This is a genomic window from Kribbella sp. NPDC055110 (assembly GCF_053607525.1).
Genome location: NZ_JBSGTS010000001.1, coordinates 293,426 through 309,120, shown reverse-complemented (window position 1 = coordinate 309,120; position 15,695 = coordinate 293,426). Strand labels below are relative to the sequence as shown.

The 15,695-nt window shown below is 67.6% G+C and carries 12 protein-coding genes; 8 read left to right on the top strand and 4 right to left on the bottom strand.

The window, feature by feature from the left end; genetic code table 11:
- The first annotated feature begins 1 nt into the window (after window position 1).
- From ACWF0M_RS01335 to ACWF0M_RS01300, 8 genes are all read left to right on the top strand, one after another.
- Window positions 2-2,083: a baseplate J/gp47 family protein gene (locus tag ACWF0M_RS01335; protein WP_452233592.1), complete on the top strand. Its 2,082-nt coding sequence runs from the start codon at window positions 2-4 to the stop codon at window positions 2,081-2,083.
- Window positions 2,083-2,841: a hypothetical protein gene (locus tag ACWF0M_RS01330; protein ID WP_452233591.1), complete on the top strand. Its 759-nt coding sequence runs from the start codon at window positions 2,083-2,085 to the stop codon at window positions 2,839-2,841. The genes ACWF0M_RS01335 and ACWF0M_RS01330 overlap by 1 nt, the downstream gene beginning before the upstream one ends.
- On the top strand, window positions 2,838-3,776 hold the full coding sequence (locus tag ACWF0M_RS01325; protein WP_452233590.1) for a hypothetical protein: 939 nt from the start codon (window positions 2,838-2,840) through the stop codon (window positions 3,774-3,776). The genes ACWF0M_RS01330 and ACWF0M_RS01325 overlap by 4 nt, the downstream gene beginning before the upstream one ends.
- Window positions 3,773-5,080 (top strand): hypothetical protein, encoded by a 1,308-nt coding sequence (locus ACWF0M_RS01320; RefSeq protein ID WP_452233589.1) that lies wholly within the window; start codon window positions 3,773-3,775, stop codon window positions 5,078-5,080. The genes ACWF0M_RS01325 and ACWF0M_RS01320 overlap by 4 nt, the downstream gene beginning before the upstream one ends.
- Window positions 5,077-7,005 (top strand): hypothetical protein, encoded by a 1,929-nt coding sequence (locus tag ACWF0M_RS01315; protein WP_452233588.1) that lies wholly within the window; start codon window positions 5,077-5,079, stop codon window positions 7,003-7,005. The genes ACWF0M_RS01320 and ACWF0M_RS01315 overlap by 4 nt, the downstream gene beginning before the upstream one ends.
- 394 nt (window positions 7,006-7,399) lie before the next feature.
- Window positions 7,400-8,782: a hypothetical protein gene (locus ACWF0M_RS01310; protein ID WP_452233587.1), complete on the top strand. Its 1,383-nt coding sequence runs from the start codon at window positions 7,400-7,402 to the stop codon at window positions 8,780-8,782.
- Between the two features lie 441 nt (window positions 8,783-9,223).
- The gene (locus tag ACWF0M_RS01305) at window positions 9,224-9,931 is read left to right on the top strand and encodes a LuxR C-terminal-related transcriptional regulator (protein WP_452233586.1); all 708 of its coding nucleotides are present in this window, start codon (window positions 9,224-9,226) and stop codon (window positions 9,929-9,931) included.
- 28 nt (window positions 9,932-9,959) lie between these two features.
- Window positions 9,960-12,494 carry an eCIS core domain-containing protein gene (locus ACWF0M_RS01300; protein WP_452233585.1) on the top strand — a complete coding sequence of 845 codons (2,535 nt, stop codon included), beginning with the start codon at window positions 9,960-9,962 and terminating at the stop codon, window positions 12,492-12,494.
- A 368-nt stretch (window positions 12,495-12,862) separates the two neighbouring features.
- On the opposite strand, the gene tcmP is transcribed toward ACWF0M_RS01300, so the two are convergent.
- The 4 genes from tcmP to ACWF0M_RS01280 form a co-directional block, all read right to left on the bottom strand.
- Window positions 12,863-13,393: a three-Cys-motif partner protein TcmP gene (tcmP, locus tag ACWF0M_RS01295; RefSeq protein WP_452233584.1), complete on the bottom strand. Its 531-nt coding sequence runs from the start codon at window positions 13,391-13,393 to the stop codon at window positions 12,863-12,865.
- Between the two features lie 102 nt (window positions 13,394-13,495).
- Window positions 13,496-13,612 (bottom strand): DUF5131 family protein, encoded by a 117-nt coding sequence (locus tag ACWF0M_RS01290; protein WP_452233583.1) that lies wholly within the window; start codon window positions 13,610-13,612, stop codon window positions 13,496-13,498.
- Window positions 13,594-14,238 carry a DUF5131 family protein gene (locus ACWF0M_RS01285; protein ID WP_452233582.1) on the bottom strand — a complete coding sequence of 215 codons (645 nt, stop codon included), beginning with the start codon at window positions 14,236-14,238 and terminating at the stop codon, window positions 13,594-13,596. The genes ACWF0M_RS01290 and ACWF0M_RS01285 overlap by 19 nt, the downstream gene beginning before the upstream one ends.
- Window positions 14,239-14,474: 236 nt before the next feature.
- A complete protein-coding gene (locus ACWF0M_RS01280; RefSeq protein WP_452233581.1) occupies window positions 14,475-15,575 on the bottom strand; it encodes a hypothetical protein in 1,101 nt (366 codons plus the stop codon).
- Window positions 15,576-15,695 lie beyond the last annotated feature (120 nt).

The following is a 15,695-nucleotide window of genomic DNA, read 5'->3' as shown; positions in this document are numbered from 1 at the left end:
CATGCCGCTGTTCCCGCCCGTCACCGACACGCTCCGCTGGGAGGAACTCGTCCACCACGGACGCGCCCAGCTCCCTCTGGTCTCTCCGACCTGGACCGATCAGAACACCAGCGACGTCGGCATCGCCCTCCTTGAGCTTCTCGCGTTCCTGGTCGAGACCGACAGCTACCGCTCAGGCGCGGTCACCGACCGCCAGCGACGCCGGCTCCTGGCTCTGGTCGGATACGACCCCCTGCCGGCCCGGCCGGCCACCGCGCTCGTCGGCCTCTCGGGGACCGGACGGTTCGTCGTGCCGCACGGGTTCGTTCTGCTCGGGGCCCGCGAGGAGGGTGTCGTGCCGCTGACTCTGCTCGACGACGTCGCGGTCACTGGGGCAACGGTCGCAGTCGCAGCCAGCGCGGTCGCGGCAGCAGCGGACGACGACTACCGCGTCGGCTGCGCCGACCTTTCCCGGGACCTGACAGCGCGACGGCCCGCTCAGCCGTTCGGACCCGAGCCGGCCGTCGGCGACACCTTCCTCGTCGGACTGGACTGCGCCGGCGGACTCAGCGCCGGTCCGGTCGATCTGTGGATCATGACCTCTCCCGGCCTCAGCCAACCGGAGGCCGACGGTACCGGCTCCCATCACGACGTCACGACCGAGTGGCAGGCGTACGACGGTGCGACCTGGCAGCCCGTGCTCGGACCGGACCTGGCCGACGACACCGCCGCACTGACCCGGTCCGGTCATGTCCGGCTCGTCCTCCCTCCGCTACCGACAAGCACGCTGGGCGACCAGGTCGCCGGCTGTCTGGCCGGGCGCTCCGTCGTCTGGCTTCGCAGCCGGATCACCAGCGGTCGGCACGACGCCGCTCCGATCATCTCCGCCGTCCACGTCGACGTCGGTCGGGTCATAGCCGCGCACCCGTTCGACACCGCCCTGACCCCGCCGGCCGGGCTAGGACCCGACCTCGCCGACCTAGGCTCCGCGACGGGCGCTCCCGGAGAGACCTTCGTCCTGCCACAACCCTGGTGCGACCGCGTGCCCGCGCTCTGGGTGGTCGACCCGGACGGCACGACGCATTCGGTCCGCATCGTCGCGGATCCGGCACTAGCTACCCCGCACGACTACGCGGCATACCTCGATCCGGACGGCCGCGAAGTGCAGTTCGGTGACGGCCGATGCGGACGCACCCTGGCAGCGGGCGCGACAGTCCTCGCCGCCGGTACCTGGACCACCGACCTCGGCGTCGGCTCCGTCCTACCTCCACTGCGCGTCGAGGTCCCCGCGGACGGCCGCACGCAGACTCTGCTCGGCCCGAATGCGGCCGGAACCCACGCGCGGCTCATCGATTCCCTCACCGTCGGCGCGCCCGCCGAGGACCTCTTGCACACAGCGGCGCGCGCCGAGCAGGCGCTGTGGGTCCACGACCGGCTGTCCGAGGCACTAAGCTATCGAAAGGCGACCAGTCTGGACGAGCTCGGCTTGGAGGAGGTCCGCGGGCTGCCGGTCCCGGAGCGGGTTGTGACCGCAGCCGACCTCGAGCGCCGCACTCTGGCGACTCCCGGCACCGCGCTGTGGCGGGCGCGAGCGCTGCCGGAGGTTGATCCACGGCTGCCCGGAATGCGCGCCGACGGATGCGTGACGGTCGTCGTGGTGCCGTCCCTGCCGGTTCAGGAGCCCAGACCGACCGCCGGGCTGCTGCGGCGCATCCGTGCCGACCTCGCGCCCGTACGCACTCTCGGGACCAGGGTGTTCGTGGTCGGTCCGGAGTATGTCCGCGTCGGTGTCCGGGCAACGCTCGTCCTGCTGCCCGGCACCGCTCCGCGCGAGGTCGTCCGACGCGCAGAAGCCGCCGTCGCCGCGTTCCTGCACCCGGTCACCGGCGGCCCGAGCGGTCGCGGCTGGCCGTTCGGCCGCGCAGTACGCCGCAGCGAGGTGCTTCAGCTCCTCGATGGTGTCGCCGGCGTCGACCGCGTCGACGACCTGACGCTCAGCCGTGGAACGAGCGCGGGCGACTGCGGCGACGTGACGCTCCGCCCCACGCAACTGGTGCTGGCCGGGCATCTCGAGCTCTCCGCGGTGTCCGGGAGGTGGTCCTGATGCGTAGCGCCCCCAGACTGCGATACGTGGCCGGCTCCTGGCTGCTGGCCCGGGACCAGCGAGAGTCGCACACGCTCGGCTACCAGCGACTGGCTCACCACCACATCGCCGCCCATCACACCTGGGGCATCGCCGCGGGTCTCGACGTCATCGTCTCCGACGGCTCCGCCCGCGTAGTTCCCGGCTGCGCGGTCGACCGATGCGGTCGCCTTCTCGTACTCGAATCAGTGAGCTGGGTACCTGCTCCGCGTCCCCCGGTGTACATCGTCCTGACCGACGCTCGCAGCCCCGCCGCCCAGGTGACTGTCCGGGAAATCGGGCGGATGGCGCTGCTCGACATCCCTCTCGCCCGTATCGACAACCTTGGCCAGTTGCACACCGGCGACGGCGATCGGCAATGGCTACGACGGCCCGGACCGACCCTGACGCTCGGCGCCACAGTCGAGCGAGGAGCCCGAGCTGAGGGCACACGCTCCATGTGGTGGCATGACGTCGACCTCTCGAGCCATCGACTGGCCGCCGCGCCGACTGTGGTCGTGACCCCGGCCGGACCACAACCCCCGCCGCGGCGGACGACAGTCGAGCTGACCGAGGTCACCGCTACCGGATTTCGCATCGTGATTCGCCACCCGACCGGCCAGGACGCGGACCCGAGCGCCGACCCCGTGCGTACCGCCCCGTTCGCCCTCAACTGGATGGCGGTCCTGCCGGCCGCCCGGACGCCGATCACCCTGCCCGAGGACTGGAGACGACAATGACCACGGCACCCCTGCCGCCGGCCGAGCGGCCGACCTTCTTCGCGGGCCAACTGCTCACGGCCGACGATCTCAACGTCGCTCAGGCTGTCGACACCGAGATGCGGTGGCTTCACCACCGCATCCTCCACGGCTGGGGGATCGCGTCCGGGCTGGTCGTGACCGGGCGCCATGGCGAGGTAGCGGTCGACCTCGGTGCGGGCTACGCCCTCGATCTCGCCGGCCGCGAGCTCGTCGTCGACGAGCCCGTCCAGGTCCCCGTCCCGCCCGTCGCGAACGGACCTGACGGCCGGCCGCTGCCGTTCGCACTCGTCGTGCGCTGGCGGGACGACGAAGAAGCCGTTGTCGTCGACCGCGCCGGACCCTGTGGCGCAGAGGGCGCCGTACTCCGCTCCGACGCGCCGATCATCGCCTGGATCGAACCCGAGGCGATACGCCAGGGAATCGACGTCGTCCTCGCCGAGATCCTCGTCCAGGGCTGCCGACTGTCCGCACCACCTGATCCCACTGTGCGCCGGCAGCTGCGCCCACCGCCGACGCCTTATATCGCGTGCGGTGCGACGCCCGCGCATGCCGGCTGGTTCGTTCGCTCGGCAGACGACGGCCGGCCTTGGGCGGTCTGCACCGACGTCGACACCTCCGAGGCCGGCTTCGGCGACGTACCGGCGTACCTCGCGCGACTCGTCGGCACCCGACTTCTCGACGCGGCCAATGCTCCGCACGGCATGCCGGTACTGGTCGACGGGGCGGGCTATATCGAGGCCGCCGAGGTCGGACGGTTCCGGTTCGTGGTCCCGCTGCCGGGCGGGTCATCGATCGGCGAGGACGGCGGCGGCATCGAGGTCAATCCGGAGGACCTGGTGAGCGACGGCGGCTTCGCCGACCTGATCTCGGGAACCCTCGGCTGGGGCGTCGAGTGGATCGGAGTGCAGTCGTGAGCGCGCGACGATGGCTGGCGCACGGCGACTGGTCCACCGCCAGGCTCGCCGGCACCACGGTCGAAGCCGGCAACCTCGTGCTCGTCACCAGCGAGGGCCGGTACCTACGTCGTGGGATGTCTGTGTTCCTCGCCGGTGTGCCTGATCAGGCTCAGGTCGACACCACGACGGCCGACCGATGGCGACGGGTGCGGGTCCGACTCGCAGAGCCCGTTCCGCCGACGTCTTGGCTGCGGGTATGGACGTTGGTGACGTCGAGCGCGGCCGCACCTCCAGATCCCCACCCCGCCTCGTCCGACGCGGACCGGTCCCCCGTACCGACGGCAGGCGGACGATGGCGAGCGGCGGCCGCCGATGCGCTCGACGCCCGCGTGCTCTGCTCGGACGACGGCGTGCTGTGGCTCGCCTTGGAGCTGGGCGGCAACGGTCTGACAACACCGCGGATCGTCGACGTCGAGGTGGAGTCCGGCGACGAGGGTCCGGTCGTCGCACTTCCGACGGCGTACCGCGCCACGATGGTCGAGCAAGCCAGCGGCATCACCGATGTGGACACGGGCGACGGGATGCTCGGTCGCTACCTCGGTCTGCTCGGGGCGGAGCTCGAACAGACCTCGGCAATCATCGAGGAGTTGCCTGCTCTCCTGAGCACGGAGGTCACCGCCGACCGGCTCGACTCCCCCTGGCTTACGCGGCTCGCCACGTGGGTCGCACTCGACCCGGCGCGGCTCCCGACCGGCCCGGAATCAAGGCGCGAGACTGTCGCCACTGCCGTCAGGCGCCATGGTTGGCGAGGAACTCGCCGCGGCCTGCTCGACCAGGTGTTCCGTGAGACAGGCCTCGCAGTCGACGTCGTCGAGCCGCTGCAGGACGCCGCGGTATGGCGTCTCGAAGCCGCCGACCGTGAGACCAGTGCGCTCGGCCTGACCACCGGTCTCGCGCCTGCCGATCCCGGGCCGCCCGTGCTCGATACCACGGCCTGGCTGGACCGCTCGATGCTCGTGCCCTCGGAGGACGCGGGGCTCCCGGTCCACGCGCTCCTCGCACACAGGATCTGCGTGCATGTGCCCGGCGGCACCGAGGATGAGGTGGCCGCCGTCGACGCCGTGGTCCAGCGAGAGCGGCCCGCGCACGTACTGGCCCGAACCTGTGCCACCTCCGCCGTCACAACCATCCCCACTCAGGTGGGTGTGGACGCACTACCGGGCCACGGCCCGACCGGGCTCCACTCCGAAGGACCGCTCGGCGTACGGCTCGGCGAGCAGCGATTGCCCGCCACTCACCCGACCGAAGGAGCTGCCCGATGACCGCCATGTCCGACACCCACGACACCAGCCTTCGGGTGGAAGAGCAACTCGACTGCGGTTGCGGCGAGCACTGCTCGTGCGACCCGCCCCGGGCGCTGCTCCGCAACACCTACTTCCCGCGGAAACTCATGGAGGTACGGCACTGGCGCGCCGAGCAGACATACCACCGCCGTTCACGCGAGCTGGTCACCCGGCTCGGATTTGGCAGCGGCGTTCTCTGCGGCCTCGAGGTGACCGAAGTCCCGGGCGGCACGCTCTTGGTCAGCCACGGGGTCGGCATCGACGGACACGGCAGGCTCGTCGTCGTCCCGCACGACGTGGAGGTCGATCCCGCTCGGCTCACGGATCCGTGCGGCCGGCCCGAAGACGGGCCCAGCGAAACCGGGACAGTGACAGTGTCGGTCTGCTACCACGAGTGCGGGACGGATCCGGTGCGGATGCCACCAGAAGGTTGCGACGGCGAAGTGCGGTGCGTACCGGCCATGGTCCGGGAAGCCTACGCGGTCACCGTCACCGAAGGCCCGTCGTCACGCACCGGCCTCCCGGACGGCCTCTGCGACGCACTGTTCCACGACGACCCCGAAGGAAGTGGTGAAGCAGATCGCCGCACGCTTCTCGACCGCCTCGGCCCACGCTCGTGCGACTGCACCGAACACTGCGTTCCACTCGCCACCGTCACCCTCGACGGAGACCAGGGCAGCCGCGTGGACACCACTGTGCGCACCGTCATCCGCAGCAACCGCGAGTTGCTCGACCTGATCCTCTGCCTCGCCGACCGGGTCGACGAATGTTGTCCGCCAGCTCCTGCCGCTCTCGCCCCGCGGATAACGTCGCTGTCGCCCTGGCCCGACAACGAGGGCAACACGTGGACGGACTTCGCCGAGGATCTCCGCCTCGAGATCGCCTTCGATCGCGACATGGCGGAGCCCGCACTCGACGACCCGCAGTCGTGGCTGGGCGTATGGCTGATCGAGCCGGACGGGGCCCGCCGGGTCGCCGTCGTCCGCGCTGCCGGCGTTCTGGGGCAGGTGGTCGTGCCTCCGGGCGGCGACGGTGCGGCGTACACGGTCGAGATCGAACGACAGGACATCCGTCCAGAAACCTGCGTGGTCGTCATGGTCCGGTCCGAGGCATCAGGTCCGATCCACACCGCCGATCCGGACCAGCTCGCACTCGACGCCGACCTGTTCGGCACCGGGCTCGGCCAGGAACAGCGCGACAAGCTGTGGGCGATGGCACCCGCGTCGGCCGAGCCCTCGTACGGGTCGTTCCTGCCGGACGCGTTGACCGGGCTGCCTGTCTTCCCACCGAGCGGGAACGGCGCTGCCGGCGGCGAGCTGCATGTCAGCCTGCGGCCCCCTGTCGAGACAGAACCGCCGCCCCGACTGCTCCGGGTCTGGCCTGCCGGAGGGACGGACTACAACGAGGACGAAAGCTGGAAGAGTTTCATCGAGCGACCCCGGCTGGAGATCACCGTCTCCCGCACGCTGGCCGACGCCGCTGTCGCCGCACCGCGCGAATGGCTGCGCCTCTGGCAAGCATCTACGGACGGCGATTACCTCTACGCGATCGAAGAGCTCGGACTCGAGAGCGGCGAGATCCACGAACTCGAGGACGACACCGTCCGCGTCGTCTTTCCTCTTCGCCCGCCAGATGATTGGCAGCAGACCTTCGTGGCCCAACTCCGCTCGACACCACCGCTGGTGCCCGAGTCCCCGCTGGGCAAGGACGATCCCACGGTGCTGCTCGACGCCGACTTCGCGGGCACGGCGCTGGACTCGCAACTGCTGTTCCGGCTCTGGAGCGGCGAAACCGACTTCGGCGGCCTGCTCGCGTCGCCGTTCTCGTCCACCGACGGAAGCCAACTGTGGGACGGCTCCGAGGGTGGAGTCATGCACTGGGGATTCAAGGTGCGCAGGCCGTGACAACCAGCCGACGAACGACGAGGTGATGACGATGACTGCGCGAATCACGACGGTCGATCTGGGACTTGGCGGCGCCGGTCTGACGAGCGGATGCGACTGCGGTGGCTGCCGCTGTGGTGACGGCGGTGGTTGTGGTGGATGTGGTGCCTGTGGGAACGGAAACGAGCGGCCACGCTGGTTCACCGGCCAACTCGTCGGACCGGGTGACCTCGAGGCTCTCCAGCAGTGGGTGATCGGGAAGGCGCGGCGACACAATCGCATGCTCCATGGTTGGGGTGTCGCGTGCGGATTGGCCGTGTCGGCGACGAGGTCACCGATCGACGGCACACCGGTGCCCTGGTCCGTCACGATCGGAGCTGGATACGCACTGACAGGCTGCGGCGACGAGGTGTGTGTGCCAGACGACGTGCGGGTCGACATGCGGTCGCCCCGGCCCGACGCCGCCGATGTCTGCGGACCTCCGGCGGATCCCTGGTGCGCTCCGGTCCGCGAGCGTCGCGATCCAGAACGCACCTATTACCTGGCGATCAGGTACGCCGAGCAATCAACGCGGCCGGTACGCGCGACCGCTTGCGCGTGCGGCTGCGACGACGACCCGTGTGAGTACAGCCGAGTCGCCGAGAGCTTCGCACTCGGTGTGCTCGACGCGCTCCCTGACTGTTATCAGGAGGGCGCACAGGATGGCTCTTTACTGGACGATCGAAAAGAGGCGGTCGGCTGCAGTCCGCGTATGCGTCGGCTCGGCACCCGGTTGTGTCCCGACTGCTGCTCACCATGGCTCGTCCTGGCGGACCTGCGAGTCGACGCCGGCGGCGGTGTTCTTGTCGACCCGCTCACGCACCGCCGGTTCCTCGCTTCGTTCGGCCGTTATGGATTCACTTGCACCCCGCGGCCTGACAACGCCCCGAGCGTGACCATCACGCAGCCCGAGAGCGGAGCAACATTCCCCTCAGGAGACGTCACCTCGGTGGAGTTCCAAGCCTCTGCGAGCGACCCGGAGGATGGGCCGCTGTCGGGCCAGTCGGTGCAGTGGTTCGACTTCCACAACGACATCAGGCACGAGCCGCTAGGTCACGGGACTTCGATGTCGACAGTGCTCAGCTGGGACGACGAGGACAAACCCACGCAGGTCACGCGCCACACCGTCCTGGCTGAGGCAACGGACTCCGACGGCAACGTCGGGACGGATTCGGTCACGGTCTCGGCCGGCCGGCCGGAGCCCGTCCCTCCGCCTCCCCGTATCACTTCCCATTCACCCGGCAATGGAGTGGTGCTGCCCGAGGGCTCGAACACGCAGCGCCGGCGGATCGAGCTCAGCTTCGACCGCGAGATGGACGGCACCGGCCTCGACCATCCGGATCCTTGGCTTCGAGCCTGGGCCATCTACCCGGAGGACATCTCCCGGAACTTCACCAGCATTGCGAAGCTCGAAGTCGTTCCCCTCGACTCGGGCCGAAGGCAGCTCGCGCGGTACGACCTACAGCCGGACGGCCAGTGGCCCGCGTACCTTTATCTGATCCAAGTTCGATCCGAGTCGTCGATCACCGACGTTTCACACCCGCCCCAGTTACTGGACAGCGATTTCGCCGGCAGCAAGCTTTCGGCGGCGATACTCGACGAGATCTGGCCCCTGCCCGCCGGTGTGGAGCATCGCCGGCCCCACGGTTGGGTGGACAGGAACGGATGGGGCACCACCGGCAACGCCCTACCGTCCGGCGACGGCCATCAGGGCGGCCGCTTCCACCTTCTCTTCTACGTACAACCGCCCATCAACTGACGGCCGCTTCAATTGATTGTCTGAATTACCCACCGACGGAATCGGTCGCGATCCAGCCGAAGTACTTGCTGGGCAGCAAGGGGTTACTTCGCCTGCGCTCAATGCCTATCTTGGAATGAGCAGGCGATCTCGTGCGCACCGCTGCCGGCACAGTCAGCCGCACAACTGCTGGACACGCATTGGGGGGAACCGACGTGTGCCATATCGTTTCCGGGGATCAGGTTGAATTTCCGGTAGTTGAGCAAGAATTCGCGGCTGTCGAAGTGCGAGGCGGAGTGTCCTCCATCTTCGCGGGCGATCCCAGGTATGCGCCGCCGGCAACTGACGGCCGTACCCGGTGGCACGCCGGCACCGAGCGGACGCGGGCATCGTCAGATCGGGATGCACGTCCGCACAGCGGTTTCATTGTCCAGCCTCAGTTGAGCACCTCGGAAGCCCCGCATGATCGACGTCGTCCTGGTCGCTCCAGTGCGCGCCTATCGCGATGCCTTCGCCTCCGCAATCACGCGTGAGCCGGGGTTCCGAGTGGTCGGTCAGGCAGCGACCGGCGCTGAAGCCCTCGCCTGCATGGCGCCGCCGCATCCCGCGGTCGCCCTGCTCGACTTCGGGATCGACAACGTCGTCGCCGTGCTCGAATCGCTCCGGCGCACGGCCCCGAGGACACGGATCATCGCGGTCGGAATCGGCACCGGCCGCGGCCACGCCGAGGCAGTGGTGCGCGCGGCCGAGGCCGGCGTCACCGGGTTCGTCGACTCGGACCAACCTTTGACCGACGTCCTCGATGCCGTCCGGCTCGCCGTTTGCGGCCAGTCGCCGTGCAGCCCCCGGATCGGAGCCGTCATCCTGCAGGCGCTACAGCGCCGACCGGCCCCACCGGTCATTCCCCGGGCCAGTCGTCCGCTCGCAACCGTGCAGCCACATCTCACAGCCAGGGAGGCACTGGTCGCAGACCTCGCTGCCCGCGGTCTCACCAACCGTCAGATCGCAGCACGGCTGATGGTTGGCGAGTCGACCGTCAAAACACACATGCACGCGGCCCTGGGCAAGCTCGGACTCAAGAGCCGCGCAGACCTGGTCCTCAGTTCGCACATTGCTCCACCAGATCGATCCGAGGCGGACATGGACTCTCCGCCGACTCCAACCGAATAACGCAACTCGAGACCGGCGGAGCACCGTCATGAGCCACTCGGCGTCGAATGCAGACCAGCACATGATGCTCCAGTCGCTGCGCGACGAATCGCACCAACTGGACGCTGGGGTGCGAACGTCAATGGAGCGCTCGATGCGCGCGCCCTTCGGCGATGTCGTGATCCACACGGGCCCGGCCAGCGCCGAGCTCGCTGACACCCTCGACGCGGCCGCGTTCACGATCGGCCGTCACGTCGTCTTCGGAGCCGGCAAATACGACCCAGACACCCTTCGCGGCCGGATGCTACTTGCTCACGAACTCGCCCATGTCGTCCAACAGGGCCGCGGCAGCGGCAATCCCGAACTCGGCGACCGCCTGCCGACCGAATCGCTCCCTCTCGAGACCAGTGGAGCAGAAAGCGCAGCCGCCACCAGCGCAGCTCGAGCCGCTCTCGGCGCGACCGCACCGGTCCCCGGGCCAACGGGGGTGATGGTCGCGCGCCAGACCAGAAAGGACGAGGAACTCGCACTCCGACCCGTCGACAAGCTCCTGCGCGACCCCGTGTCGGCAGCGCGTCTGGACAGGATCGTCAAGGCCGGCGGAGACGTTCGAGGCGAGATCGTCGAGGAGCTGGGCCAAGCCGAGATCCGCGCCGCCCTCCAATCACCCGAGGGCCGGGCCAAGCTACTCGGGGAGCAGCACCGCGACTCGACCCCGATGTTCTACGAGGGACGCCGTGTCCGAGCCGTCGACGGGTCGAAACTGACCGATGGCATAGTCCTGGTGGGCACGGGCGACACGCGCGAGGCCGTTCTGATCGCTGAGTACAAACAATCGAAGGAGAACGAACTCGCCGAGAGAGCCGAACGGCGACCTCACGAGCGGAACAAAGCAGAAGCGAGAGCCTACGCCAAGGAGCACGGAACGACCGCTCCGCGCAAGGAGGCCGGACAGTTCGCCAGTGTTCGCGAACGCATCCGCGATGACCGCCGAATCCAGGTCTTCGAGGACGGAGCCTGGACCACCGTGCGAATCCGCGTCACCGACGACACGGTGTATCTCGGAGGCTCACCAAACGCGAAGGCCCTGGACCGCGCGCTGGCATTCTACGGCGAGGGTGGTCGCGGTGAGTGGCTCAAGATGCGGACCGCTGCCCAACGTGTCGACGTCACGAAGCAGGAGCTCGCCGAAGCCGAAGAGAAGCTGGCTTCCAAGGCCGGCGTCGCCCCTCCGTCCCAGGTTCAGGCACAGCGAAACCGGCAGGCCAAGGCCAAGAAGAGGGCCGCGATTCCACCGGCGACGGCACCAGTGGGCATCGGCCGGCGCGAGCCGGCGGACGCTTCGCGATCGACCAGCTCACCTCCAGACATCCTGTCGGCCGGGAACAAGGAGACACCCGAGACCGAGCCCTTCTCCGAGTTCCCCAAGCAGGTCGTAGTGCCCGACAAGCCGTCATCTCGGGTGAAACCGAAGCCCAAACCGAAGCAGAACCGGGACACGGCTCTACGCTCAGGCAAGCCATCGGCTTCGGTTCCTCCTGCGCCACCCGAGCAGCTCAAACCGCCACCGCTCGACAAACCCCCTACGCCCGAGCGGACGCGTATCGAGTCGCCCACCCCGCCACTCCCCCAGCCGCACGAGAGAACAGGCGACTCCGAGGCGCTAAGAGGTTCGAGCGAGACACCGATGCGAGCGACTGGCTCCTCGACGACCCGCCGCCGGGACACGGCAACCCCGAAGAGGCAGCCCGCCACGCAAACCGCCCGTTCCGAGCGCGACACGGGCGGCGCGAGCAGATCGGGCACCCGCCCTACCAGGGAACCAGCGTCGCGGAATCGACCGCGGGGCGGCGCCGAGGTGATGGAGTGGATCGCCGACAACATCGACAGGATCCTCGAGCGGTTGAACGAGGCAGGAATCGACCTCCGGATCCGAAACGAGATCTCTGCCCGGATGCCGGCGATCGAGGCCTACCAGTCGAACCACCAGGACGACGGAGTGCTCCTGATCGCCCGCATATCCGAGCCCGATCCCGAGGACCCGCGGTCACTGAGCCAGCCCAACCTGCGTTCCTTCGTCACCGTGATCGAGAGGCGTGGCGGACGGACCCAGGACGATGCGCTGGCACAGTACGAGTCGAGCGACAGCTTGGAGCTCGGCTATCTGCCCGGTCACCGCGGCAGCGAACGGCGACTGATCTGGATCCAGCCGCGGCGACACATCCGTCCCGACGACTGGATCGGGGGCGCATGGACCAGTCCCGGTGCGCCGTACGCGATCGACGTCGAGTTCGGCCCGACCGGTCAGCTCTTCCTGCGTGCGCGCGAAACTGCCCACCGCACCGCGCTCTCCGTCACCGGACTGGCCTGGCACGTCGGGTCCGACAACGCCCAACGCCTGAACGCCGAGCACCCTCTGAGCATCAGCTTCGAGGCAGCCCTCGCCCATCCTGACACCGGATCGACGATCCGCTCGAGATTCCGAGTGATCGACTCTGCAACCATCGAGGAGACGGTCATAGCCACGCCCGACCCGCACGTCGCAACCCCTCCCAGTCGGATCTGGCGGAAGACAAAGCCGTGACTGACGGGACTCAGCCGTCCGAGGGTTATAGGGGCCGCGGTCCGAGATCCTGCCCCTGTCCGGTAACTCGACAGAATTCGAACCCTGACTCGCGTCTTCGTCTCCGAGCGGTCGCGCCAGCTACAGCGATCGCCTCTTCAGATCGGGATGCCGATCCAGGCCGTCGCTGACTGAGTGCGAGAAGATGTCAACGCCGGTCGACCGAACAGCCCGCGCATTCCCAAGGTCCTGCCGCTCGACCCTTGAACAACCCAACTGGTTCACGCCCTCTCATGCAGGGAGCGATACGACGTGGTGGAACGACAAACAATTCGCCGTGGTCGCTCCGTCTGCTCGCGCGAGCAGGCCGGCAGCTACCAAGTCACAAACTACAGACATGGCTTGACTCTGCCCGGGTTGTCCGCGATGCGCTTAACCAGCTCGAACGACACGCCGGCGCCCCAGCTGTCGAGTACGGCGAGAATAGGACGTTTCCATGCACCCTCGCGAGTCAGGGCTCGCGCAAGATCCGGCTCGCACTCGCCCTTCTCGATCGCCACGTGAATGCCGTGCTGCGCGAGCTCAGCCAGCGGCACCGGGGATGCCGCCTTGGCCAACTCATGGGGAAGTTTGTCGATACAGCGCTGGTCGTGATCAACAAAGACGAAGCGCATCCCACCGGACCTTACCTTCGTCCTGATGCTCGAGTCGCTGACGAGGGTCCGAAGGGCAATGACAGGCGAGCCGGGCGAGCCGTCGCTGTAGACACCTGGACCCGCGAAGCCTTCGACATAGGTGATGTCCGCTCCCCAACCGTTGACCATAATCGGCATCCACTTGCCGAGATAACGCGCATAGAGGTCGTGCTTGGTCTTGGTATGCGGATCCGCCGCCCATGGCACGGTGTTCTGGACCGCCATACTGCCTGCTCCTCCCTGTGGCTCATGGTCCGAGCGCGATCGTCGACACACTGCGCCGACCTACTGCGATCAATGTGCCGCAATTGCTGGAGCGATGCTGGATTACCCGGCAAGTCGCGGCATTTCGTCCCAGGTTCGACCATCCAGCAAGCGGCCATTGGCCTTGGGAGTACGTCCGCCCCACTGTTTGAAGAAGAACGCTACGATCCCGCAAGACACTGATCCCGAATCTCGGTCGCCCACTCGGGACTCATCGGCCGCGCACGCGGGCCGGACTCACCGCCCACGATCACCCAGTCGATACTTTCAAGACCGAGATCGGGTAGCGGTCCCAACAATGGTTCGCACGAGAGAAAGCGGCGAGCGCTGGGAACACCGCGTAACTGGTCGATCCGCTCGATCACATCACTCGACTCGACTGACACCCCCATCCACAGGTTGCTGGGCCAGTCCAAGCGATCCGCCATTCGGCAAAGCCGATGTGCTCGCTTGGTTAGGGCCTGATAGGTGTGCCATGGAGTCTCTCGGATCACGTCGAAGACATCCCGCACAAATCCAATCGGCACCTTCGCATGGAAGAGATCGCTCATTGAGTTGACGAACACGAGCCGCGAACCCCTCCAACTGTACGGCTCAGCGAGCGCCCGCGGATGCGTCATCACTCCGAATCCGGGTCCGCTCGTGCGGGGATCACCGTCGTGCTGATACTTCGCCACGCCCATGGCTTTCAGGCGCTTCGACAGCGTCAGGGCGTAACAGTTGTCGCAACCGGCGGCGATCCGATCGCAACCCGTCACCGGATTCCAGGTGGTCTCGGTCCACTCGATCGCGCTCTTGGTCGCCACCGTCACTCCTAGTCCCCTGGGTGCGACGCACTCTCGATCGCAGCACCAATCACGGCTGACGCATCAGTCTGACAGCAGTGCCTCCATTCAGCCTGCATTTCACAGCGGCGTGCGCACCATCAGTGGCACGGCCTGGTTGCCTCGAGGCGCCCCCGGGTGTAGCAGGCCGGACTTCGCGAACGAGGTCAGCGGACATGGACTGCCCAAGCCCTCCGTGTGTGTCTCCGGCGCCAGTCTCACGAGACTCGGTCTGCCTGGTTGGCCCAGAAGGCGTCGCCGTCTCTGAGGACGCCCCATACGATGGATGGACTCACCACATCGCGCAACAGGTCCGCCGCCCGGCTCGGTCTACCGAGGTGTGCCTCGATGACGACGCGGCCCGACGAAGCTGCCAGATCAGCGAGCTGAATCGATGGGTGGTCTTTGGAGCGCCCGAGCCCGAAGTCAGTGAGTGTCGGCGGAGGTCCCTCGCCTCGAAACGCCACATGGCTCGCCGCCGCTCCACGCAGTACCGCATCGACAAAGGGCCGAGTCAGGACGTTCTGCTCGTCGTGCAGGAAGCGAACCGGGCCGTAGCGACGGCAGACCATCGCTACCTGGTCGCCGAGCAGAAAACTCATTGGATCCATCGTCGCCGCAACGTTCGCCTCGTCAGCGACGAAGCGTACGAGGTCGTGGGCGTGCTTCTTGCCGTCGAGCAAGACGTCGAGCACACGGCCCACATCACTCCGCCAGCACTGCCGTCGAGCCTCGCTCAGCCTGGCGTAGAAGGAGGCCACGGTCTCTTTCGCTCCCTTACGCTGTTTGGTCCGAGCCAAGGACACGAACGCAGCCATCAAGGGCTCCCACAGATCGCCGAGTGCTTGAGGGCCTTTCTGGCTCAGCATCAAGGCCATCTGCCGGGCGCCGCCAGAGGCGTAGAGGTTGAGCCCACGGTCGTGCGCCCATTCTTCGACGATGAGGTCAACGATCTTGGCCACGATGATGAACGGCTTGTCAGCGACCATCAAGCTCACACGTTCATAGAGCGGACCACTAGGTCCGAAGACCTCGGCCAACGCATTTAGTCCCGGATCCTTCAGAAACTGCGAGAACTTCGCCTCAGGTGCCTGCTTAGCGCCGGCCCGCTCTCTCAACTCAGCAAGGATCGGAGCTGCGGTCGCATCGTCGATACGAACCGTCGCATGTGCGACCACGAAGTCCCGGTCCACCAGGTTCTCCCCAGAAGTACCCGACTCGTCGGCGGCGACCCACACCGAGTCGTTGACGTCAAGCGTCGGTTCCGAGACCCATCGTGGCCAGTCCGCACCCATCACCGAGTCGATATCAAACTCCACGCAGATGAGTATGGGCGAGTTCCCACGGCTATCGCCACCGGTTGAACAACTGCACCGTCTGTCTCAATCTGCGCATCCTCTGTCGAGCCCCGCGGACGAGTGAGGCATTGCCTCGCCAAC